At 53.7% G+C, this 21,753-nt stretch carries 22 protein-coding genes and 1 tRNA gene; 10 read left to right on the top strand and 13 right to left on the bottom strand.

Annotated elements, in window-relative coordinates:
• Positions 1-97: 97 nt before the first annotated feature.
• The 6 genes from KK078_RS01115 to KK078_RS30750 all read right to left on the bottom strand — a co-directional run bounded on the left by KK078_RS01115 (position 98) and on the right by KK078_RS30750 (position 5,156).
• Positions 98-553, bottom strand: coding sequence for a RidA family protein (locus KK078_RS01115; RefSeq protein ID WP_254088382.1), 456 nt, complete (start codon positions 551-553; stop codon positions 98-100).
• A gap of 215 nt (positions 554-768) precedes the next feature.
• Positions 769-1,671: an NAD(P)-dependent alcohol dehydrogenase gene (locus KK078_RS01110; protein WP_254088381.1), complete on the bottom strand. Its 903-nt coding sequence runs from the start codon at positions 1,669-1,671 to the stop codon at positions 769-771.
• Positions 1,668-2,729 carry an alkene reductase gene (locus tag KK078_RS01105; protein ID WP_254088380.1) on the bottom strand — a complete coding sequence of 354 codons (1,062 nt, stop codon included), beginning with the start codon at positions 2,727-2,729 and terminating at the stop codon, positions 1,668-1,670. The genes KK078_RS01110 and KK078_RS01105 overlap by 4 nt, the downstream gene beginning before the upstream one ends.
• Before the next feature lie 79 nt (positions 2,730-2,808).
• On the bottom strand, positions 2,809-3,789 hold the full coding sequence (locus tag KK078_RS01100; RefSeq protein ID WP_254088379.1) for a helix-turn-helix transcriptional regulator: 981 nt from the start codon (positions 3,787-3,789) through the stop codon (positions 2,809-2,811).
• 11 nt (positions 3,790-3,800) lie between these two features.
• Complete coding sequence (gene xth / locus KK078_RS01095) at positions 3,801-4,571, bottom strand: exodeoxyribonuclease III (RefSeq protein ID WP_254088378.1); 771 nt, start codon at positions 4,569-4,571, stop codon at positions 3,801-3,803.
• A gap of 72 nt (positions 4,572-4,643) precedes the next feature.
• Positions 4,644-5,156, bottom strand: a complete 513-nt coding sequence (locus KK078_RS30750; protein WP_394370539.1) for an SH3 domain-containing protein — start codon at positions 5,154-5,156, stop codon at positions 4,644-4,646.
• Between the two features lie 191 nt (positions 5,157-5,347).
• Between KK078_RS30750 and KK078_RS01090 the strand changes: the two genes are divergently transcribed.
• Complete coding sequence (locus KK078_RS01090; RefSeq protein ID WP_254088377.1) at positions 5,348-5,728, top strand: BlaI/MecI/CopY family transcriptional regulator; 381 nt, start codon at positions 5,348-5,350, stop codon at positions 5,726-5,728.
• Positions 5,729-5,856: 128 nt separating this feature from the next.
• Positions 5,857-6,975 carry a M56 family metallopeptidase gene (locus tag KK078_RS01085; protein ID WP_254088376.1) on the top strand — a complete coding sequence of 373 codons (1,119 nt, stop codon included), beginning with the start codon at positions 5,857-5,859 and terminating at the stop codon, positions 6,973-6,975.
• 76 nt (positions 6,976-7,051) lie between these two features.
• On the opposite strand, the gene KK078_RS01080 is transcribed toward KK078_RS01085, so the two are convergent.
• Positions 7,052-7,792, bottom strand: coding sequence for an SDR family oxidoreductase (locus KK078_RS01080; RefSeq protein ID WP_254088375.1), 741 nt, complete (start codon positions 7,790-7,792; stop codon positions 7,052-7,054).
• A gap of 104 nt (positions 7,793-7,896) precedes the next feature.
• Here KK078_RS01080 and KK078_RS01075 point away from each other — a divergent pair, with 104 nt between their 5' ends.
• Positions 7,897-8,253, top strand: coding sequence for a winged helix-turn-helix transcriptional regulator (locus KK078_RS01075; RefSeq protein ID WP_254088374.1), 357 nt, complete (start codon positions 7,897-7,899; stop codon positions 8,251-8,253).
• 60 nt (positions 8,254-8,313) lie between these two features.
• Positions 8,314-8,718, top strand: a complete 405-nt coding sequence (locus tag KK078_RS01070; protein ID WP_254088373.1) for a VOC family protein — start codon at positions 8,314-8,316, stop codon at positions 8,716-8,718.
• A 107-nt stretch (positions 8,719-8,825) separates the two neighbouring features.
• Here the strand turns inward: KK078_RS01070 and KK078_RS01065 are convergent, their stop codons facing one another.
• From KK078_RS01065 to KK078_RS01055, 3 genes are all read right to left on the bottom strand, one after another.
• Positions 8,826-9,281 (bottom strand): DUF3368 domain-containing protein, encoded by a 456-nt coding sequence (locus tag KK078_RS01065; protein ID WP_254088372.1) that lies wholly within the window; start codon positions 9,279-9,281, stop codon positions 8,826-8,828.
• On the bottom strand, positions 9,274-9,501 hold the full coding sequence (locus tag KK078_RS01060; RefSeq protein ID WP_254088371.1) for a UPF0175 family protein: 228 nt from the start codon (positions 9,499-9,501) through the stop codon (positions 9,274-9,276). The genes KK078_RS01065 and KK078_RS01060 overlap by 8 nt, the downstream gene beginning before the upstream one ends.
• A gap of 392 nt (positions 9,502-9,893) precedes the next feature.
• Positions 9,894-9,965, bottom strand: a tRNA-Glu gene (locus tag KK078_RS01055).
• A gap of 186 nt (positions 9,966-10,151) precedes the next feature.
• Here KK078_RS01055 and gap point away from each other — a divergent pair.
• From gap to KK078_RS01025, 6 genes are all read left to right on the top strand, one after another.
• A complete protein-coding gene (gap, locus tag KK078_RS01050) occupies positions 10,152-11,150 on the top strand; it encodes a type I glyceraldehyde-3-phosphate dehydrogenase (protein ID WP_254088370.1) in 999 nt (332 codons plus the stop codon).
• A 169-nt stretch (positions 11,151-11,319) separates the two neighbouring features.
• Complete coding sequence (locus KK078_RS30600) at positions 11,320-12,501, top strand: tetratricopeptide repeat protein (protein ID WP_317195860.1); 1,182 nt, start codon at positions 11,320-11,322, stop codon at positions 12,499-12,501.
• A 105-nt stretch (positions 12,502-12,606) separates the two neighbouring features.
• Complete coding sequence (locus KK078_RS01040) at positions 12,607-13,047, top strand: hypothetical protein (protein WP_254088369.1); 441 nt, start codon at positions 12,607-12,609, stop codon at positions 13,045-13,047.
• A 4-nt stretch (positions 13,048-13,051) separates the two neighbouring features.
• Positions 13,052-13,540 carry a nuclear transport factor 2 family protein gene (locus KK078_RS01035; RefSeq protein WP_254088368.1) on the top strand — a complete coding sequence of 163 codons (489 nt, stop codon included), beginning with the start codon at positions 13,052-13,054 and terminating at the stop codon, positions 13,538-13,540.
• Between the two features lie 499 nt (positions 13,541-14,039).
• Entirely contained in the window at positions 14,040-15,224 is a 1,185-nt protein-coding gene (locus tag KK078_RS01030; protein ID WP_254088367.1) for an aspartate aminotransferase family protein, read from the top strand.
• Between the two features lie 8 nt (positions 15,225-15,232).
• Entirely contained in the window at positions 15,233-16,330 is a 1,098-nt protein-coding gene (locus KK078_RS01025; RefSeq protein WP_254088366.1) for an AI-2E family transporter, read from the top strand.
• Between the two features lie 10 nt (positions 16,331-16,340).
• Here KK078_RS01025 and hslV read toward each other — a convergent pair whose 3' ends face one another.
• From hslV to KK078_RS01010, 3 genes are all read right to left on the bottom strand, one after another.
• Positions 16,341-16,877: an ATP-dependent protease subunit HslV gene (gene hslV / locus KK078_RS01020; RefSeq protein ID WP_254088365.1), complete on the bottom strand. Its 537-nt coding sequence runs from the start codon at positions 16,875-16,877 to the stop codon at positions 16,341-16,343.
• A gap of 73 nt (positions 16,878-16,950) precedes the next feature.
• The gene (locus tag KK078_RS01015) at positions 16,951-18,594 is read right to left on the bottom strand and encodes a pyruvate dehydrogenase complex dihydrolipoamide acetyltransferase (RefSeq protein ID WP_254088364.1); all 1,644 of its coding nucleotides are present in this window, start codon (positions 18,592-18,594) and stop codon (positions 16,951-16,953) included.
• 156 nt (positions 18,595-18,750) lie between these two features.
• On the bottom strand, positions 18,751-21,711 hold the full coding sequence (locus KK078_RS01010; protein WP_254088363.1) for a hypothetical protein: 2,961 nt from the start codon (positions 21,709-21,711) through the stop codon (positions 18,751-18,753).
• Positions 21,712-21,753 lie beyond the last annotated feature (42 nt).

Genomic DNA, 21,753 nt, shown 5'->3' with positions numbered 1-21,753 from the left:
CGTTCGGGACATCGTCGCTGGCATTCAGCCGGCCAGTACCTATGCGTACAGCGGGGCGTTGCCGGGGTGATAATTTAATTCAACGTCATGTGAGCGATCATTTTTCGGGCAGGTGCGCCACCAGTTCCACCTCCAGTTTGGCGTCGGACATATATAGTCGCGAAACCTGCACCCAGGTTGCGGCGGGAAAATCGTTGTTGTAAAACACCTTTCGCGCATAATTATACTTTTTCATGGCTTCGATGTCTGTGGTGTACAGGTTCTCCTTTACCACATGTTGAAACGTTGTTCCAAAACTCTTTAACGACTGTTCCAGGGCACGATACACATTCGTAATCCCCTCGGGTGTGATCTCGGTGGAGACGGCGCCGGAAATGTACAGTACGTTGTCTACTTTTACCACTTGAGCGTACCCGGCCGTTGTATCCTGCCGGGTCTTGTTGTTCCAGTGCCACTTTTCCTTAACAAGTTCCGTGTTCTGTGCCATGGCTGCCGTGCTCAGCAGCAACAACGCCACGACCGTTACGTGTTTTGATACGCTGTTAACTTTCATCTTGGGTATATTTTTGTTCTTATTACTTCGTATAGTTCCCTGGTTAACGTTTACGAATTTTGTCACGGGCTTCCGGGCTGGCGTTTCAGGATCGTTTACCGGTCTCGTCGTCTGTTTGTGCAAGGTAACTGGTTATTATCCGATAAAAAAAGCCATCAAATATTACTATCGATGGCTTTTTGATTTGTGGATTTCAGGTATTCGTTGGCTATCCGCTACGTGATCACGAAAACAGCTTTGCCGGGTATGCCGCCTTTCTTCACTTCGTCATAGGCCCTCTTATAGTCGTAGAAGTCGTAGCGTTTACTGATGAATACCTGCAAGCCGGCAGCGGCAAGCTTTTCCAGGTAGGCCACAGAGGGTTTTAATAACAGCAACTTATAGCGGCCGCCGGAAAACAGCGAACCGATCATTTCCTTCGGGCCGGGCGAAGTGTTTACATACACGCCGTTCTTCTTCAAAATTGTCCGGGCTATTTTATAGGTCAATTTTCCGGACAGATCGATGGCCACGTCATAGGTCGTTCCACCGGTGAGCACGTTATCGCGCTGGTAATTTAAAACCACGTCGCTTCCCAGCCGCGATGCCATGTCGAGGGCTGCGGGCCCGACAACAGCCGTGACGATCGCCCCGGCCATTTTAGCCAGTTGAATGGCCAGGGGGCCCATGCCGCCCCCTGCGCCGTTGATCAATACGTGCATGCCGGGGCGTATCTGCAACAGGTCATGAAAGATCTGCAGGGCGGCAGAACCTACTACAGGCAGGCTGGCCGCTTCTTCAAAGGTGATCGTGCCGGGCTTGTGCGCAATGTCTTCTGCTTTCACTGCTATATATTCCGCGAGCGCCCCGCCTTTGAACATGCTGACCAGGCCAAATACTTCGTCTCCCTTGCTATATTTTCCGCTGCCCTGTTCTACTACACCGGCGAAGTCGATCCCTACGGATTTTGGAAACTTGCGTCCGCTCATCAGCTTCATATCTCCCTGCCACAACTTCCAATCCAGCGGATTGATCGAAACCGCTTTTACTTTTACGATGATCTCCCCTGCCGGCATGGGCGCGTCTGTCAGTTGCAGTACTTCTGTTCCGCCGAAACGGTTGTAGGTGATCTTTTTCATAGTGTAGGGTAGTCGGTATAGCCCACTGAACCGGGGGTGTAGAGCGTGTTAAAATCGGGTTGGTTCAACGCTGCTCCTGTCGCAATCCGTTTTTCCAGGTCGGGGTTGGCCAAAAAAGCGCGGCCGAAAGCGACGAGGTCGGCAAAGCCAGCGTGCAGGGTTGCCTCCGCCGTTTCAGGCGTCAGGCCGTTGCAAAGGATGATCGTGCCCTTGAAACGCCGTATGGCATCGAGCGTCTTTTGTGGTATCGCCGCCGACACACCGATATGCAGGTATGCGATCCCGGTTTGGCTCAGCTCCATCGCCAGCCGCGCATAGGTCTCGTGTACTTCCTGTTCGTCGTACGGTGCCAGATCGCCGAGCGTAGAATAGGGAGAAAACCGTACGCCAACCTTGTCGGCTCCGATGGCCGCGGCCATGTCGTGTACGACGCGGAGGGTGAACCGGGTTCTATTGGCTATACTACCTCCCCAGGCGTCGGTGCGGGTATTGACATGCGGGTTCAGGAACTGCTCGGTCAGGTAGCCGTTGGCGCCGTGCAGCTCGACGCCGTCAAAGCCTGCAGCGATGGCATTGCGGGCGGCGCTGACGTGCTCGGCTATTACGGCTTCCACTTCTTCGTCTGTCAGCGCGTGAGGTTCGGGGTAAGCCTGCAGGCCTGCTGCATCCGTCCAGATCTCACCGGCAGCTTTTGTCATGGAAGGACCGACCACGCGGGCACCGGGGGGAAGGTTGGCGGGGTGGCCGATGCGGCCCGTGTGCATGAGCTGCAGGAAGATCTTCGTTCCGGCAGCGTGTGCCGCGGCCGTGACGGCCTTCCAGGCGTTGGTTTGTTCGTTGGAAAATATACCGGGAATGCGCGAGTAGCCCAGTGCATCGGGTGACGGCGCGGTGCCTTCGGTAATGATCAGACCGGCGCCCGTTCGTTGTGCATAATAGGCCGCCATCAAATCGTTTGGCAGGTTGTTGATGGCCCGGCTGCGGGTCATGGGCGCCATGACCAGGCGATTTTTCAGTTGTAGAGTGCCTTTGCTGTAAGGCGTTAGCAATGTGTTCATGTTGTTGTCGTGTTGATGACGACACAAAATTGTCCGAACACAAGGAGGCAAAATAGCCGCTTATAGCGAAAAAATAGTCCTATCCGCCGGCGGCATATCGTTTGGGCGTGACGCCGTGGTATTTCTCAAAGAGGCGGGCAAAATGGCTGAGGTTGGCGAACCCGAGCTGATAGCCTGTCTCTGAAACCGACAACCCGCCGTGCTTCAGCAGAAAGGCTGCTTCGTCCATCCGGGCTTGTTGATAATAGTTGTAGATGGTATCGCCGAATACCTGTTTAAAGAGGTCGCGCATCTTTGTTTCGCCGAATCCTACCATTTTTGCCAATGCCGGCAAACTGGGTGGAACGGCGAGATCGGAAAGAACGGCGGTCCTGATCAGGAACAGCTTTTCGACATCGTCTTTATGCACCGCGCTGTGGTGTTGCGCTTCCCGCTTCTGCAGCTTCTCGAATACGAGGTAGAGCAGCTCGTGTACCTTAAGTCGCTGATAAAACGTAGCCAGGTCGTTGTCTGCGCGGATGTCTGTCACCTGCTTGACCAGCTTGTGGATCTCCGGGCTCATGCTTTCATAAAACAGAAAGCCCGGTGCTGCCTGTAACACCGTTTGCACCGTGGCGTTGGGGGTTTTGATCGCCAGCAGCTCTTTCAGGGCATCCTTCAGAATGCCTACTACCAAAAAATATATATCGGTGTGGGCGGGAAAACTGATCCTGGAATTAAGGTCTGTCGATGCGACCTGTATGGCAAAGGCGCTGCTGCGCGAAAGCGGGGCGGCTTGGTCGCCGGTATCTACGGTGGCTCCGACTTCGTTGCTATGAAAGATCACGCTCACCAGATCGTTGGGCGCGTCGCTGCCGATCCTGTTCAGGATAAAGTCCTGGTTGAGCTTGTACCGGTGGACGACGAGCTTCAATCCCGCAGATAAGGCCACCCTTTTGATACTCCCGGTGCCCAGAGCGGGTGGAATGATTAACCGGTCATCTTCTATGGGTACGTTAAACTTTTTGGCAAAGCTCGTCAGAAAGTCAAACTGCGGGTTGGGGACAAACTCAAAAAACATGTGTAAAAATACTATTTGAGCGTGATCCAAACGGGCGCGTGGTCGCTCGCCCGGGGCCAGCCCCTTACGGCTGTATCGACGCCGGTCTTACGAAGCCTCGGCACCAGGTGCGGGCTTAGCAGGAAATGATCCAGCCGAAGGCCGGCATTGCGTCCCCAGGCATTGCGCAGGTAATCCCAGAAGGTATAGATACTTTCCCCGGGATGCTGGTGGCGGATAGCGTCTGTCCAGCCTTGCTTCAGCAGGCGGGCGTAGGCGGCCCGGACCTCTTTGCGGAACAGGGCGTTGTTAAGGTACTTCTCTGGTTTGTATACGTCGAGCGCAGTAGGCATTACGTTGAAGTCTCCGACCAGCGCAACGGGTACGTCATGAGCCAGCAGCTTTTTGGCATGCACGGAAAGTCGTTTGAACCATTTGAGCTTGTACTCGAATTTAGGTCCGGGGTACGGATTGCCGTTGGGCAGATACAGGCAGGCGATCACCATCTTGCCCACGATCGCTTCCAGGTAACGGCTGTGCTCGTCTGTCCTGTCTCCCGGCAACGCGCGGCGCAGCTCCTGAATGGGCAGTTTACGCGAAAGGATCGCGACGCCGTTCCAGGACTTTTGTCCATGCCAGAGTGCCTGGTATCCCGCGGCGGTTATGGCCTCTATGGGGAATTGAGCATCAAGTGCCTTGAGCTCCTGCAGGCAGACAATGTCGGGCTTTGCTTCACTCAACCAGCGCAATAATACCGGGAGCCGGTTGTTGATGCCGTTGATGTTATAGGTGGCGATCTTCATTTGTAAATGTTAAGATACGCTGCCGGCAACCAACTACAAAAAACATCTTCTTTCCGCCGCTACCGAATTAGATTATTGAAGATAACCGCTCCATAACCAGCCGATCGTGCCCTTATAGTCCACCTTATACCAGTTCGCCGTCTTTCCTGCGATTGTCTCACTGTCACCGTTTTTGTCTATGACACCCACGGTCTCATTGTAGGGAACTGTTAGCAACACCGTACCGCTTGAACCTGGTTGGTCTCGTAGATTGAGCCCTTTTGTTGAAGCCACTTTCGCTGTCTGTCCGCTGTATTGATATGACGCAGCTTTTTTAGATGAACTATCCCTTCTCGATGAGCTTGAAAAATGATTAAAAAAGAAAATAGCTATAATTGCCCCAATGGCGATCTTAAAAATAAATCTGATTGTATTCCCTCTGTCTATTGTTCTTGCACAGTCCTGGCAAACGGAACGGACGCCATAATAAGTTCGTGAACCAGCGCCGTAAGACCGCTTACTCCACCATGTACCGCTTGAATAGCCAGTATAGGTTGTCCGTCTATAGTTTGCGTTTGGTACTCCGCATCTGTAACAGGTTGCCATTATCCGTTGTCATTTAAATAACCACAACGACCGAATATACACAATTGCAGATATTTTCGGATATCGAAATACGCCAATCCATTTCATTTTGCATTTCCAGTCCTCTTCAAACCTGTTCAAAGAAATAATTACTAAATCATTAGTAGATCTACTAAACATTTAGTAGATTTGATTACATCAATGCAAAACGTATGGATTTGAACCTTACCAAGGCAGAGGAAAAGGCCATGAAGATCCTTTGGTCGATCAAGAAGGGCTTGATCCGGGATATTGTCAATGAATATGAAGACCCGAAGCCGGCCTATACTACGGTGGCGACCATATTCAAGATCCTGGAACGGAAAGGGTTTGTGGGGCGAACGCCGGTGGCGAACTCCCATGAATATTATCCGCTGGTGGAGCGAAAGGATTATACTACGCAGTCGGTGCAATCGCTGGTGGAGAACTACTTCTCCAACTCGTTCAAGAACATGGTGTCGGAGTTCAGCAGTGCGGAAAACCTCAGCACCAAAGATATGCAGGAGCTCATCGAGCATTTTAAGAAACAGATCGAACAAAAAAAGAAAAAGTGATGGAAAGCTATTTCGTGAAGTCCGGCACTTCGCTGATCCTGCTATACGCTTTGTACAGGGTCGTGCTTCGGTATGAGCTCAACCACCAGCTGAACCGGTTTATGGGATTGGCCTGTATACTTTTCTCGATGGCTGTTCCTTTTATAGAATTTAACAACGTCTCGTCCGCCGGCCGGTTTCCGGGGGTGTATTCTGTGGTGGCCCGCACGGCCAATTTCCAGGAAACGGTCTCTTCTACCCTGTCAGCGGGCACCATCGATATTGTCTTCATGCTCTATGGGCTGGGCGTGGGCGTGTGCTTATTCCGTTGTGTATTCGGGCTGGCTACTTTGCTAAGGCTCTTCATCCAATCGTCTAAACGGCGACGGTGGGGATTTACCGTTGTCAGCCTCGATCGCCATGTCTCGCCGTTCACTTTTTTCAACGTGTTGTTTACGGGAAAAGATGATATGGATAATGCCGAAAGAGAAACGATGCTGCTGCATGAGTGGGTGCACCGCGATCAATATCACTCCATCGACAACATATTCCTGGAGGCGGTGACGATTATGTTTTGGTTCAATCCCGTGGTCTGGCTTTTCAGGCGGGATATCAAAGCCGAGCATGAGTATTATGCGGATGCATGCGTACTGAAAAATGGCGTCAGCCCGGAGGACTACCAGCACATCCTGTTCAAGGCCAGAACGGGTATCGCGATCGATCTCGGTAATTATTTAAGTAACAAAACAAGTTTAATCAATCGATTCACTATGATGACAAAAACAAGAACAAACCACAAAAGCAGCTACTGGAGCGTTTCTCTTTATGCTGCGTTGATGTCTGTGATCGTACTCCTCGGGGCATTTTCGGCCCGGCAGGAGGAGCCACAGTTTGACAAGGTCGCCACCTACGAACAAGGCGAAGCGGCGATGTATCAAACCCTTACAGCGCGGATCAAATATCCCACCATTGCCCGCAGGGAAAACCGTTCGGGGGTAGTGCAGGTCTCTTTCACGGTCAACGAAAAGGGCACTGTCGAAAATATCAAAGCCGAGACGCAAAAGGACGGCTATTTGCTGAAGGAAATGGTGGTGGTGGGATACTACCAGACATCCGAAAAAGCAAAAGGCATCGACGATGCGCTCAAGGGCGCGGCAGTGGACGCGGTGGAGGGCCTCGGTAAATTCACACCCGCAGAGAAAGATGGAAAACCTGTTCGCTGTGTATTGACACTACCAATAAAATTTACACTAGGGGAAAAAATATAAACCGATAGCGCAGTCTAGTGAAGAGGCTGTCTCAAAAGTGAGATAGCCTCTTTTGAGCAATTTAGCCGTAGGCTCATTATGCATTAAACCCACCATCGATGGTAACCCACGAGCCGGTGATATGCCCGGCCTCGTCGCTTGCCAGGAATGACACCACACCGGCCACATCCGCGGCAGCGGCATACTGCGGCAGCGCCATGCGGCTGCGCAAGTAGTCGGCGTGGCCACTGTCGGCCGGGTTCATATCGGTATCGGTCGGGCCGGGTTGCACCAGTGTGACAGAGATGCCTTTCGGACCCAGGTCGCGGGCCAATCCCCGTGTAAATCCCTGCAGGGACGATTTGCTCATGGTATACAGCGTCATTTGCTGACCGATGGCATTATCGCCCATATTACTGCCGATGGTAATGATCCGCCCGCCCGCTTTGAGGTGCTTTACCGCCTCCCGCGCGGCGATGTATACAGCCTTGACGTTCACCGTCATGATCTGATCATATTCCTCCTCGGTATGTTCATAAAAATCTTTACCCAGGAAGATCGCCGCGTTGTTCACCAATACATCCAGGCGACCGAACTCAGCAACGGTCTCGTTCACGGCGTTTATGATCTCGCCTGTATTGGCGCTGTCTGCGCCGATGGCGATGACCCGGCCACCGGCTCCGGTGATCTCGGCGACCAATGCGTTCGCTTTTTCGACAGATCGCGCATATGTAAATGCTACGTGTGCCCCTTCCGCTGCTAAACGACGTACGATCGCGGCGCCTATACCGCGGCTGCCGCCCGTTACCAATGCTACTTTATTCTCTAACTTTTTCATCCTGATGTTATTTGCGTTTCAGATTATGTGAACAAACGTAGATCGCGCCACGTTATATTTGCAAGCAAGCATTGGATTGTTAGATACTAACAAAATAGTAAGAAATGAGAAAACAGACTTCAACGAACGCTTTGAATGAGAAGCGCATCATCGACACCTGCGGCATGGCCGTAGCGTTACGGGTAATCGGCGGCCGGTGGAAGCCGGCCATTTTATGCAGGTTGGCCAACGGCACGATGCGTTACAGCGAGCTGAGAAAATCTATTGAAGGAATTTCCGAACGCATGCTGGTGGCCCAACTGCGTGAGCTGGAGCAGGAAGGAATTGTACGCAGGGTTGTATATGCCGAGGTTCCGCCAAGAGTCGAATATGAGATCACCGAGCTTGGGCACACCATGACGCCGATGCTGAATGCCATGTCTGACTGGGGTCGTCAGCGGAGCCGGTTAGCGCAGCAGTGACCGACCACTTACCGACCATTTATTTTAAGGATGTGCATCTTGAAAGAAACCTCACAAACCATGGAACCGCTAGATACTCCCCGTTTTCGTATTGAAAATATAGCGCCTATTCTCCGTGTACAAGACATATCACGCAGTGTAGCCTTCTACACCGGTGTGCTGGAATTCACCAACGCCGACTGGGGCACCGATCAGTTCACACTCATTCACCGCGACAACACCGGTATATACCTGTGCAAGGGTGGGCAAGGCTCACCCGGCACCTGGATCTGGATCGGCTTTGACGGCGACATCTTTGCGCTGCATGAAAAGCTACAAGCCAACGGCGTCAGGATCAAGCTCCCTCCTACCAACTTTTCCTGGGCGTATGAAATGCAGGTAGAAGATCCTGATGGTCATATACTCCGTTTCGGAACGGACCCAAGCGACAAAAAACCTTTTGCTGACCAGGAGGTAAATTTCTGATAGGCTATTCCGAATGATTTCAGATTATAAACTTTAATTGCTTTCGAAGCCAATTCCTTCTTTGTCTTTCCGTATGGCAGATCAGAAAAATCAGTTCATGTAGACACTTACTCACCTACTTCTTTCAAAATTTCCTCTACCAACAGGTCCGAGATTCTGAAATCGGTGTTTCGAATCAAATCAATAATTGGTCTCAACTCTTTAATAACTCCCAACTTTCTTGCCTTTACCAAAACACCCAACGTACCGGTAAAAACTAGTCCAAGTTTCTTAGCCATCTTTCTGGCCTTAAGATCGTCTAAAAGTAATAATGGGTCTGTATAGTTTAATGACAATGCTATGGCACTCGCTTCTCCAGGATCAATTGACATTTCGAGAACCTTTTGATAATTCTTATCCGGCGATTCTTTCAACGTTATCCAGGAAGGTAATAGTTTGCCGAATTCTTTTGCCACTTCGGGGGTCGTCGTGACATTCTGATATAGATCACTTAAGATTTCAATCCTGTTGATCTTATCCAAGATGATCAAACAACTGGCATCCGATATAACAACCTCAGGCATTGGCAATATCTGATTTCAAATCATCCAACGAATCGCCAAATACGGACACGTTGTATTTGCCCAGCAATTCGATAAACGCTCGCTTCGACAACCCCGTTAATTCAGCTGCCTGTCCGGAGGACAATCGGCCGTCCTCATATAGTTTCGACGCAACAATCATTATTAAATCCATATCCGATATCGCCAAACTATCAGGTATATTTAGTTGTAGTGTTCTCATAAATAAATTATTGAGTCTTCGTTGGACCAATTTACTAAATAATGGATTCAAAATACACTGCAATTTTTTGAACCATACGAAGCATACGTCCACGTTTGGAACGGTGCATATCTGTTGACCACGCCTTAATGTAAAGAAAAACTTCCCTTCTGCAATCGATAGCATAAAAATCTCTATCCGCCTCCATACGCAAACGCTACCTATACATGCGTATGCAGCTTCGCGAATACACTGTAATCTCTGGAACTATACCATCATCAATATCCTTATATAACTGACGGAACAGGAGTAAAAGCCTGAGACAACAAACCGGGAAACCGCCGCTGCTTTCGGAGAAGCCGAAAGGTATAGACACAAAAAAACCTGAGCTCTTTCAAGCTCAGGTCTTCGAGTAGTCCGTACGGGAATCGAACCCGTGTTACCAGAATGAAAATCTGGTGTCCTAACCCCTAGACGAACGGACCGTATTGGGTAGTGTTTTGTGTGTGGCCTTTTGGTATTTCTCTCAAAAGGTGTGCAAAGATAGGGCTGTGGTTTTGATTTGCAAACCGGTGCGCAAAAAAATATTCAAAACACAATTTTATTTCATTGGTTTTGGATATCAGGTCTTTTATTTTTGGCTTCCGAAATTTTAACAAAACAACTGAACAATGACTAAAGTAGGTATTAACGGTTTCGGCCGTATTGGTCGCCTGGCTTTCAGAGCTGCTATTAATCGTAAGGATATTGAGATCGTTGGCATCAACGACCTCGTGGAGCCAGACTACATGGCGTACATGCTGAAGTATGATTCTACCCACGGCAAATTCGACGGTACGGTAGAGGTGAAAGATGGCAACCTGGTGGTGAACGGAAAGAAAATCCGCGTAACAGCTGAGAAAGACCCTGCTAACCTGAAGTGGTCTGAAGTTGGCGCAGAGATCGTGATCGAATCTACTGGTCTGTTCCTTACCCAGGCGGATGGCCAAAAGCACATCGCCGCCGGTGCTAAGAAAGTTGTTTTCTCCGCTCCTGCGAAAGACGACACCCCTACTTTCGTAATGGGTGTGAACCATAAGAAACTTACTGCCCAGCATACGATCGTTTCAAATGCTTCTTGTACCACCAACTGTCTTGCTCCGCTGGCAAAGGTCCTGAACGACAAATTCGGTATTGCAGAAGGCCTGATGAGCACTGTGCACGCGGTTACGGCGACACAGAAGACTGTTGACAGCCCGTCTGCAAAAGACTGGAGAGGTGGCCGCGGCGCTTACCAGAACATCATCCCCTCTTCTACGGGCGCTGCCAAGGCTGTTGCCCTGGTAATCCCCGAGCTGAAAGGCAAACTGACAGGTATGTCGTTCCGCGTGCCGGTAGCCGACGTATCGGTTGTCGACCTGACGGTACGCCTGGAGAAAGCCGCTTCGTACGAGCAGATCAAAGCTGCGATGAAAGAAGCTTCTGAAGGCGAGCTGAAAGGCATCCTGGGCTACACCGAAGACGACGTGGTATCACAAGACTTCCTGGGTGACGCACGCACGTCGATCTTCGACGCGAAAGCCGGTATCGCCCTGAACGACAACTTCGTAAAAGTTGTATCCTGGTACGACAACGAGTGGGGTTATTCCAACAAGCTTATCGACCTCGTGCAAGAGCTCGGTAAGATCTAAGCGATCAAACGCATACAATATCCCAGTGAGACCCCGGCCATCCAGCCGGGGTTTCTTTTTTTCACCCCCGATATAGGCCTCTTCCCCTAAAAAGATCGAAAAAAAGGCCTCCCGCCTTGTCAAAACACCCCCTGAATACGTTATAGGGAGTAGAACACCCGAATACGCGATGGCCAACTACTACGAAGTGCTAGGTGTGAGTATGTCTGCCAACGCCACCGAGATCCGGATGGCGTATAAGCGTATGGCCATGCAGTACCACCCCGACCGGAATGCGGGTGATCAGCGTGCGGAAGAGATCTTCAAGCAGATCAACGAGGCCTACCACGTACTCTCCGACCCGCTCAAGAAGGCGCGCTACGACCAGCGCTTCTACGACCCAGTGCCCCTTCCCCGCGCCGAAACCCTACGCGAGCGCAACATGCGCCGTTACCGTCAGTGGCAACAAGCCCGTCAGGAAGAATATACCATCGGCAGGGAGTACTTTCGCATACAGGGCCTGGCCTTCCTGGTCTTCCTTGTTATTGCCGGCTTCTGCTTTGCGGTGATCCACACGGCGTATTACTTCATGGAGCAAAAGCGGCTGGTGCGCTACCGCGAGAACAGCGTTCAGCTCAAAAAGGTGAACACGCTCTTCGCCTCGGGCAAGTTCAACGAAGCCTTTGCCCTGGTGCGCATTCTGAAAGACAAAGATCCGTTCGACTATCGTTTTTTGTATGCCCACGACAGCCTCACGGGCGCCCTGGATAAACTGGCCGAAGCAGAGTATAAAAAGCAGGACTTCGCCGCGGCGGTAGCGTATTACCTGGTCTTAAAGAACCACCAGGATCCTGTCGCGTTCCAGACGCTCGAGCGCCTGGCGCTGTGCCAGTACTACCTGGGCAACTTCCGCGAGTCGCTGCAAGCGTTAAAGCACCTGCACAACCAGCAGCCGCGCAATCTCGAGCTGGTGTACCGCATCGGTATGATCCACCTGGAGAAGCTGGAGGAGCCGGAAGAGGCCCTGCAATACCTGGACCTGGGCAAGCGGCTGTTCAAGGAGAACCTCAGCGAAGTGTATGGCGAGGCGTTTATGTTTGCCATGGACCCCGCCGACGCGCCGGACATTTATTACAACATCTTTGAAGCCCGCGCCCGGGCGCACCTGCGCCTGAAACAATACGACGAAGTGCGCAGCGACTGCAACTGGGCCAGCTACCTGCGGCCCCTGCGCCCCGATCCCTATTTGCTGCTGGTGGAAGCCGGCCAGGCCGGGGGCCATTGGCCTACCCTGTGCGACGACCTGCGCCCGGCCCGGAAGCTGGAAGACCCGGCCCTGCGGACGCTGATCCGCAACCACTGCCGCGGTTGACGGGGCACGTATTTTTAAAGAAAAATACCGGCCCGTTCACCTCACAACAAACGTTTTTTACGATCTTTCAAACCCGACCACTGGCGGGAAACCCATAAAAACCCTATGAAAACCCAACACCTTGATCGCGAACATCTTTTATCGGTAAAGAATAGCTATTTCAATATCCTGGCGCTGTTCCTGGGGCAGCCCAAAATTGAAAGCCGCTTTCTGCGCTGCCTCCTCAAATGGGGCTTTCAGCTGCACCTGAACCCCGAGGATCTGACCAAGGCGAACGTTGACCTTACGCACCTGCAGTTTGCAGACCCTGCCGACAAAGTGGCCAAGCTCGAAGCCATTTATCACCTGGTATACATGATCTATCTCGACGAGGTGGTGGAAGATGTTGAGCTGGAAGTGGCCACGATCTATGCCGAGCAGCTCGGCTTCCGGGCATCGGTGGTTAGCGACCTGTTCAAATCGATCGCCACGGCTACCTTCGATGACAAAATACAACGCAATGTGCGCCAGGAAGTACTGGACTTTCTGAAACTCTACGAGATCTGATCTCATGTTCCGACACGCAATCCTGTTTGTACTGGTTGTGCTGCATGCAACGCCCCACCTGCAGGCGCAGCAGGAGCATGCCGACATCCACCTGTTCCTGGACCAGTGGCATTGCGCCGCTACCGAGGCCCGCGCCGACGCATTCTTTGGCAGCATGAGCGAAAACAGCATCTACATCGGCACGGATGCGAGCGAGCGGTGGACCAAACAAGAGTTTATAAAATTTGCTAAGCCATACTTTGATCTGGGCCGGGCGTGGGATTTTACCCCGTACGATCGCGATGTCCACGTAACACCTGACGGGAACTATGTATGGTTTTCCGAACTTTTAACAACCTGGATGGGTGTGTGCCGCGGCTCGGGGATGCTTCATAAAACAAAAACGGGGTGGAAGATCGAGCAGTACCACCTTTCTGTTACCGTTCCCAATGCACTTATAAAGGATTTCATCAGCCTGGTCCAAAAATCTACGCTTCAACGAAAACAGCAATAACAACTCGTTTGCATAGCAGGGGGCCAGTTGCCAATCAGTAAACAAAGCTACCAATGTATGGTTTCACCGATCTTTCGGTGGCAACCGGGGGGTGATTTTGACGAATTTTGAATCATCAATTAATCAATAACCCTTGGTATGCCATACATGAAGAATCTTGATTTCAGCAGGGACATTGCCAATGCAAGGGTCTCCTCGCGCTTAAAACAGGTTTTGGTACTGGTAGGAGCCATCCTGATCGGAATGTTGATATCAGTATCTGTGAACGCCGCTTAATAAAAGACCATTTTTTAATATAACCAATTCCATTTTTTAAGGTTTATCTTTTAGTTTCTAAGAACCCCGCCGCCGGGGTTTTATTTTTTGTGAGTACGGTATGGGAGTGGATCGATGCTTTTTTTCTTCGCTCTCATACTGACACCCACACTTTGCAGTTCCCGGACTGGCGTGCCGGGGTTGCGCCAGACGTGTGTCACACGGATTTTTCTAGTTTTGCAACATGGATTTTGACCCGCAGATCTTTCTGGGCAATATGGCCCAGACCACTGGTGAACCCTACCTGATCAGCGTTGAACGCGCCGAAGGTATCTACCTGTATTCGCCGGAAGGCAAACGCTACACAGACCTGATCTCGGGGATCGGCGTGAGCAATATCGGGCACCGGCACCCCGCGGTGGTAAAGGCTATCAAGGACCAGGTGGACAAACATTTGCATGTGATGGTCTATGGGGAGTTTATCCAGTCAGCGCCGAATCGGCTGGCGGCGAAGCTGGCGTCGTTGCTGCCCCCCAGCCTGAATTGCAGCTATTTTGTTAATTCGGGTACGGAGGCCAACGAAGGGGCCTTAAAGCTGGCCAAGCGGTATACGGGCCGCACGGAGATCGTGTCCTTCCGGAAGTCCTATCACGGCAGCACGCACGGCTCTATGAGCATTTCGGGTAACGAGGTCAAGAAGCAGGCTTTCCGCCCCCTCCTTCCGGATGTATCGTTCCTCCATTTCAATGTCATGGAGGACCTGGCCCGGATCACCGACCGCACGGCGTGTGTCATCGTAGAGACCATCCAGGGCGACGCCGGTGTGCGGGTGCCCGACCGGGCGTATATGGCAGCCCTGCGCAAGCGCTGCGACGAGACCGGCGCCCTGCTCATCCTGGATGAGATCCAGTGCGGTATGGGCCGGACGGGCAAGCTCTTTGCCTTCGAGCACTTCGGCATCGTGCCCGACATCCTTACCACGGCCAAGGCCTTTGGCGGCGGCCTGCCGATCGGCGCGTTCATCTCCTCGCGCGAGATCATGCAATGTCTCACCCACGACCCCATGCTGGGCCACATCACCACCTTTGGCGGCAACCCGGTCTGCTGTGCGGCGGCCCTGGCCACCCTGGAAGTGATCGAGCATGAAAACCTGCTGGCGTCCGTCGAGGCCAAGGGCAAGCTGTTCGAGCAGCTGCTGGTACACCCGGCTATTCGCGAGGTACGGCGCATCGGGTTGATGTTCGCCATCGACTTCGACTCGGCCGAGCGCGTGTCGGAGATCGTGCTGCGCGGCAAGGAGCTGGGGGTGATCACGTACTGGTTCCTGTCGCACCCCTATAGCTTTCGCATTGCGCCGCCGCTAACCATCACGGAGGCCGAGATCAAAGAATCGTGCAACGCCATTTTGCAGGCCATCGGGAATCCGTAAATTCGGGCATGCACGAACCCTCTCCACGCCGTTTCGACCGCCTCGACTACATCTATAAGCTCTTCATTGTTATTGCCCTGGCACTGATCGCGATGGTCTGGGCGGCCGATATCATCATACCCTTTGCTTTTGCGGGTATCCTCTCCGTGGTTATGATGCCGCTCGTGAAAAGACTGGAGGCCCGCAGGGTCGCGCCGGCGCTGGCCATCTCGCTGGTCCTGCTCATGACGATCGTGGTCCTGGGGTTGCTGATCTGGCTCATGGTCGGGCAGATCATGGGGCTGGTGGCCGACCTTCCTAACCTGCAGACCAAGCTCGAGACTTTTATCAACCAGGCCAGCAATACACTACGCGACTTTGGCGTCGGCACGGCCGACCAGAACAAAATGGTGGCTGACGCCATGCGCACGGTCAGTACGTTCCTCGCCACGATCGTTTTGTCTACTACCAATGTGCTTTCTGCGTTGGTCCAGATTCCGATCTATATCTTTCTGTTGCTGATCTACCGCGATAAGTTCCAGGCATTCTTTCTCGCACTGCTGCCGGGGCGTGAGTTCGGTTGGAAAAAAGATGTGGAGCGTGTTATCCAGGGGTATATATCGGGGTTGTTCCTGGTCACGATGATCATCGCCGCGCTGAATACGGTCGGCCTGCTGATCGTGGGCATCGATCATGCGATCTTCTTCGGTATACTCTCGGGCGTTCTCACCGTGATCCCCTACGTGGGCATCATCATCGGTGCGCTCTTCCCGATCGTGATGGCGCTGATCACCAAAGACAGCGCGTGGTACGCCATCGGCGTGGTGATCGTATTTACGATCGTGCAGTTCCTGGAAGGCAATTTTATCACGCCGCGCATTACGGGCTCGAAGGTCAGCATCAACGCGCTGGCGGCGATTCTTGCCTTGCTCATCGGCGGCAAGGTGCTGGGCATCGCGGGCATGATCCTGGCGGTACCGGGCATCGGCCTGCTGAAGATCCTGCTGTCATACACCCGGCATTTAAAGCCGTTTGTGATCCTGCTGGAAGATACTCCCACCCAGAAAGAGCTTCCCCCCGACATCGAACAAACGCCGGAGGACCCGGCTGCTGTCACGCCGTCGTAGCGACCAACCGCTAGAGCTTTTCGATCACCAGGTTGTGGTTGGTATAGATACAGATATCGGCCGCGATGTTGAGGCTTTCGCGTACGATCTCCTCGGCCGTTAAATGTGTAGCATGTTTTTTGAGCGCTAACGCGGCCGATTGCGCATACATGGAGCCCGAGCCGATGGCGGCTACCTGATGGTCTGGCTCGAGTACGTCGCCCGTGCCCGACAGCACCAGCAGCTCGTCTTTGTTGACGGTGATCAGCATGGCCTCCAGCCGGCGCAGGTAGCGGTCCATGCGCCAGTCCTTGGCCAGCTCGATGGCCGCACGCTTCATGTTTCCGCCGTGGGCATTCAGCTTCTCCTCAAATCGTTCGATGAGGGTAAAGGCATCTGCCGTAGAGCCCGCAAAGCCCGCCAGTACCTTGCCGTCTTGCAGCTTGCGGATCTTGCGTACATTGCTTTTGGCCACATAGTTGCCCATCGTCGCCTGGCCATCGCCCCCGATGGCTACCTGTCCGTTGTGTTGCACGGCCAGGATGGTCGTTGCGTGAATTTTTTCCATGGTTGCTGTGATACCGTAAAAATAAAATCCCCCTCCGCCGGGCGGAGAGGGAGTATAAAGATCGTTGTGTAGCTTAGATCAGGATGCGAACCGGATCTTCCAGGAGGCCCTTGAAGGTCTTCAGGAAGGCCGCGCCCACGGCGCCGTCTACCACGCGGTGGTCGCACGACAGGGTCACCTTCATGATGTTGCCGACCACCAGTTGGCCGTTCTTCACGATCGCGGTCTCCTTGATGCCACCCACTGCCATGATGCAGGCATCGGGCGTGTTGATGATGGCGGTGAACTCGTCAATGCCGAACATACCCAGGTTGGAGATCGTAAAGGTGCTGCCTTCCCAGTCCGCAGGTTGCAGCTTCTTGTCGTGTGCTTTCTGCGCCAGGTCTTTTACCTCGGTGCCGATGTGCGACAGCGACTTGTTGTCGGCAAAGCGGATCACCGGTACCAGCAAGCCGTCTTTTACCGCTACGGCCACACCGATGTGGATGTGGTGGTTGCGACGGATCTTGTCGCCTCTCCAGCTGCTGTTCACGTCAGGGTGCTGACGGAGCGCCGCGGCGGCGGCCTTGATCACCATATCGTTGAACGATACTTTGACGGGGCTGATCTCGTTGATGCTCTTGCGCGCTTCGATGGCCTTATCCATGTTGATCTCCATGGTGAGGTAGAAGTGCGGCGCGGTGAACAGACTCTCGGACAAACGCTTGCCGATGGTCTTGCGCATTTGCGATACAGTCAGCTCTTCGAAGCTTTCTTCGCCTACTACACGCGGCAGTACGATGGGTGTAGCGGCTTTGTCGCCTTTTGCAGGGGCCGATGCCGGCGCTGCTGCAGGTTTGTACTCTTCTACGTCGCGGCGGGTAATGCGACCGTGGTCGCCGGAACCCTGTATCTTGGCGATGTCATAACCTTTGTCTTTTGCCATCTTCTTGGCCAGCGGCGAAGCTTTGATCCGGCCGTTCGAGCCGTGGTCGGCGGAAACCGCTTCGGCCGCAGGGGCCGCCGGAGCGGCAGCCTTTTGCTCAGCGGCGGGAGCGGCGGCAGGCGCTGCGCCACCGGATGCACCGGATTGTTCTGCTTTCAGCAGGGTTTCCCAATCAGCGCCTTTCTCGCCGATGATGGCCAGCACGCCGTTCACAGGCACTGCCTTGCCGGCGTCGGCACCGATGTACAGCAGCGTACCGGTGTTGTACGATTCGTACTCCATGGTCGCCTTGTCGGTCTCTACTTCGGCCAGCAGCTCGCCTGACTTCACGCTGTCGCCTACTTTCTTGTGCCAGGCGGCAATTACGCCGTCGGTCATGGTATCGCTCATCTTCGGCATGCGTACGATCTCCGCCTTGATGGAAGACGTATCGATCTTTGCTGCCGGGGCAGCAGCTTCTTTCGGAGCGGCAGCGGGTGCGGGTGCGCTGGCCTGGCCTCCTCCGGAAGACGCGGCGTTGGACGCGCCCGACAGCAGGGCTGAATAATCTTCTCCTGGTTTACCTACAATGGCCAGCACGTCGTCGATCTTCACCGCCTGTCCCTCCTGCACGCCCAGGTACAGTACAGTACCCGTGTTGAAGGACTCATAATCCATCGTAGCCTTGTCTGTTTCGATCTCGGCCATCAGTTCTCCGGACTTAACGGTATCCCCCACTTTCTTATGCCATTTCGCTACCACACCCTCGGTCATGGTATCGCTCATCTTAGGCATGCGTACTATTTCTGCCATGTTCGATTATAGATTTAAGAGTTTCCATACGCCTTTTGCAAACCTTTGCAGAAGGACTTTTTCAAATTTTCGCTTCCAAAAATAGGGTATAAACGGCGATTTTCAACATTGTAATACAAATGTTTGGATGGAGGGTGAAAACGTGTGTGCGTATGCTTAAAACGCGATTGCCCCGACAATAAATTCCAGCACGGTGCCCGAGGTGTTGTAAATGTTGGCTTTCCGGTAGGTTGTGCGGAAACCGAGCTCAAACCGGGGTAGGAAACGCATGAGATTAAAATCAAAGGTCGTCTCGACACCCACCGATTGATACGTCGCATCGGTCAGCGAGCGGTAGATCCGACCCGAGTCCGTGTTGTAGTAGTACTCCTTGCCGGTGCCCTGGCCATAGTCGTAAAACAGGTTGAGCTTGACGCGCTGGATGTTGAGGATCGGCCCCAGGGCGATGTCGGGATACCACAACGGGAACGCGTAGTTCACCGACAAGGTCGTGAACGTTTCGTTGTTGGGATAGCTGTAGCCCCGCGGCTTGGCTATGCGGTTGCGGAAGGTATATAACTGCGCATCGGTCCCCTCCAGGCTCTCCTGGTAGGCCGCGCGCGCATACAGGTAGTGATGCCGCCCGATGCCGGGAAAGTACAGCGCTCCGCGTACGGCCCACAGTCGTCCTTCAAAGTCGCCGCTGCCCGGTGTGTTGTACAGCTCCGCCGCGAACGTCTGCCCCCAGCGGTACAGAAAGTCGCGGTAGCTGGTCTTCAGCAGGCGGTTGTACGACAGCGTGAAGTGGTTGTAGAGCAGGTCGCCGTTGTTGAGCTGATCTTTGTACACATATAGCAGGGTATCAAACGCCGGCACACCGCGGTCGGGGCCTTTGTAAAGCACTTCGCCCCGGCGCGAAATAGTATTCTCAAACGACGACACTTTCGTAATGCCCACGGCACCGCTGAGGGACAGTTGCTGGATATACCTGGAGCGTGTCAACAGCAGCGGAAGGGTCAGTCCGCCTTCGGCGGTCGTTTCGGTCCACTCAAACTCGATGTCGTTGCCGAACGCGCGCTCGTCGTCATTGCGATCGCCGCGCTGAATGCTCAGGTCGATGATGGGATACAACCCCTGGTAGCTCACGCCGGCCTGCCAGAAGCCCGTTCGCTCGTTGATGTCGTATGCATAGCCCGCGGAAACAGACGTTGTGCTCAGAATATCCTGTGATGCAACGCCCGCCTGGATGCGGGTCAGATCGTTCGTAACGTTAAGGCCCCACGCATAGGGATTGATAATGCCCTTCCATCGTGAATAACGCTTCACCGCCAGGGCCGTTGCCGGCACGCTGTCGAGCAGGCCGGGGTGTCCCTCCTGGTCTACCAGCACCTGGTATACTTGTTTTGTCTGTTTCTCTTCAAACGGCTTCCATGCGGCCGGGGTGAACGGCGTCTTGACGACGTCCAGGCCATCGCGCGATTGCTCGTTGTAATACAGCGTGACACTGTCGTGCGAGATCGCCGGATTGTACGCACCGTACCGGCTGGACGTCACCTGGTAGCGCTTGCCGTCGCGCAGGTCGAGGGCATAGATGTTGTCGATGCCGCTCACCGGTGAATTGAAGAGCAGGTAGTGGCCGATCGGCACCGGGTGCCCCAGGTTCTCCTGGCGGATGGGCAAAAGATCTTCGGCCACGCCGGTCTCGGCATCGATGCGGCAAAGGGTTTTGCCGGCGCGTGTCGTCTTGACCACATACAGGCTTTGGCCATCGGCCGACCAGCGCGGCATGGCGTAGAAATGGTTCTCGGGGTTGGGGAATTCGTGCAGCGGCTTGCCGGTAAAGAGCTCCAGGATGACAATGCTCACTTGGTAGTCGTTGGCCGAGCGTATAGTCGCCACGCGGTCGCCTTTGGGAGACAGTGCCGCCACGCCGTAGCGTTCATGCTTGTTGCCGATCACGCGTCGCTGATGCGTCTTCCGGTCATACACCTTGATCTGCGAGTAGCTTCGCGCGCGCCAGCGGGGGTCGTAGCCATACTCCGCCCACACGACGGCGTCATACGCCGTTGAAAGCATGCCCGCATCGTTGATGAACCCGGGCGTAAAGACCTTCTCCTCTTCGCAGTCTTTGACCTTCACAAACTGTGCGATGTGACTGTTGCCACTTTTCATAACCAGCACGCTGCCATCTTCCTGTGGCTGAGGGTATGCATAGTCGACGTATGTGCGCGGCGGGCGGTCGTTGACAAGTTCGAACGCCGTAGGCGTCAGCGATGCTACTTCGGCTTCCCACTCCTGCCGATAGGTATCGGCCATCTCGCGGAAGAGATCGGTAACATACAGGCCGGTCTTGTTCTTGATGGCATTCGAAAAAGCAAACGGAATGAACGGTACGCTCCACGACCGCGCCGTGATCTTGCCCCAGATCTCGGGGTCGTTGGTCTTGCGCCGCAGGTAGCTGATCATGTTATACCCCAACACATAGTGATTGGGGATGTTGTGCTTGAACGAGCGCAGGTATTGTTTGTGGTAGTTGAAGGTCCGCCCCTCCTGCAGGTTGGTGCGGAACAGCAAATTGAAGTTGGGGATCTTGCCACGGCCGCTCGGCGTAAAGGCCGTCTCGGTGGCTACGGCGTCGCCCTCCCAGAACCACTGCGGCGCCGACACCTGGGCCATGGCCGCCAGCGTGGGATAGCCAAAGAGGTAAAAGAACAGCCGGTTGAAGCCACGGGTGGCATGCTGGTATTGAACAATGTGCCGGTACTCGTGGGAAGCCAGCAGGTCCAGCCAGTCGTTGGTACCGACGAAGTTATAGTCCTGCGGCGGCATGGTATAAAACTCAGACCGCCGGGGGATCTGCGACACAAAGCCGTTGGAAACAGACGACTGGTTTTGCAGCACCACCGAGATCTTCCGGGGCCTGCTGCCGAGCGAACGGGCCTCGGGCGCGTGAATGTGCTCCAGCGTGTTGGCTACGCGTATACCCTGGGCATCAAAGCCCTCGGGGAACAAGACGCGGAAATGGGGTGTATTGACCTGGTACCAGCGCAGCCCCGTAGGGTTGTTTTCCAGCACGGCCTGGGCGTACACTCCGCCACAGCAGTACCATGCAACAAAAAAAGGGAGTAGCTTCTTCATCGGAATGTATTTCCGTATGAAAGATGAAACTCCCCTGCTACA

It is taken from the genome of Dawidia soli (assembly GCF_018598185.1).
In the GTDB taxonomy this organism is placed as follows: Bacteria; Bacteroidota; Bacteroidia; order Cytophagales; family Cyclobacteriaceae; genus Ohtaekwangia; species Ohtaekwangia soli.
The sequence above is the reverse complement of the archived record's forward strand: the minus strand, read 5'-3'. Positions and strand labels throughout refer to the sequence as shown.

Coding starts and splice junctions, on each gene's coding strand:
- KK078_RS01115 (WP_254088382.1), bottom strand. CDS start 553: ATGAAAGTTAACAGCGTATCAAAACACGTAACGGTCGTGGCGTTGTTG.
- KK078_RS01110 (WP_254088381.1), bottom strand. CDS start 1,671: ATGAAAAAGATCACCTACAACCGTTTCGGCGGAACAGAAGTACTGCAA.
- KK078_RS01105 (WP_254088380.1), bottom strand. CDS start 2,729: ATGAACACATTGCTAACGCCTTACAGCAAAGGCACTCTACAACTGAAA.
- KK078_RS01100 (WP_254088379.1), bottom strand. CDS start 3,789: ATGTTTTTTGAGTTTGTCCCCAACCCGCAGTTTGACTTTCTGACGAGC.
- xth (WP_254088378.1), bottom strand. CDS start 4,571: ATGAAGATCGCCACCTATAACATCAACGGCATCAACAACCGGCTCCCG.
- KK078_RS30750 (WP_394370539.1), bottom strand. CDS start 5,156: ATGGCAACCTGTTACAGATGCGGAGTACCAAACGCAAACTATAGACGG.
- KK078_RS01090 (WP_254088377.1), top strand. CDS start 5,348: ATGGATTTGAACCTTACCAAGGCAGAGGAAAAGGCCATGAAGATCCTT.
- KK078_RS01085 (WP_254088376.1), top strand. CDS start 5,857: ATGGCTGTTCCTTTTATAGAATTTAACAACGTCTCGTCCGCCGGCCGG.
- KK078_RS01080 (WP_254088375.1), bottom strand. CDS start 7,792: ATGAAAAAGTTAGAGAATAAAGTAGCATTGGTAACGGGCGGCAGCCGC.
- KK078_RS01075 (WP_254088374.1), top strand. CDS start 7,897: ATGAGAAAACAGACTTCAACGAACGCTTTGAATGAGAAGCGCATCATC.
- KK078_RS01070 (WP_254088373.1), top strand. CDS start 8,314: ATGGAACCGCTAGATACTCCCCGTTTTCGTATTGAAAATATAGCGCCT.
- KK078_RS01065 (WP_254088372.1), bottom strand. CDS start 9,281: ATGCCTGAGGTTGTTATATCGGATGCCAGTTGTTTGATCATCTTGGAT.
- KK078_RS01060 (WP_254088371.1), bottom strand. CDS start 9,501: ATGAGAACACTACAACTAAATATACCTGATAGTTTGGCGATATCGGAT.
- gap (WP_254088370.1), top strand. CDS start 10,152: ATGACTAAAGTAGGTATTAACGGTTTCGGCCGTATTGGTCGCCTGGCT.
- KK078_RS30600 (WP_317195860.1), top strand. CDS start 11,320: ATGGCCAACTACTACGAAGTGCTAGGTGTGAGTATGTCTGCCAACGCC.
- KK078_RS01040 (WP_254088369.1), top strand. CDS start 12,607: ATGAAAACCCAACACCTTGATCGCGAACATCTTTTATCGGTAAAGAAT.
- KK078_RS01035 (WP_254088368.1), top strand. CDS start 13,052: ATGTTCCGACACGCAATCCTGTTTGTACTGGTTGTGCTGCATGCAACG.
- KK078_RS01030 (WP_254088367.1), top strand. CDS start 14,040: ATGGATTTTGACCCGCAGATCTTTCTGGGCAATATGGCCCAGACCACT.
- KK078_RS01025 (WP_254088366.1), top strand. CDS start 15,233: ATGCACGAACCCTCTCCACGCCGTTTCGACCGCCTCGACTACATCTAT.
- hslV (WP_254088365.1), bottom strand. CDS start 16,877: ATGGAAAAAATTCACGCAACGACCATCCTGGCCGTGCAACACAACGGA.
- KK078_RS01015 (WP_254088364.1), bottom strand. CDS start 18,594: ATGGCAGAAATAGTACGCATGCCTAAGATGAGCGATACCATGACCGAG.
- KK078_RS01010 (WP_254088363.1), bottom strand. CDS start 21,711: ATGAAGAAGCTACTCCCTTTTTTTGTTGCATGGTACTGCTGTGGCGGA.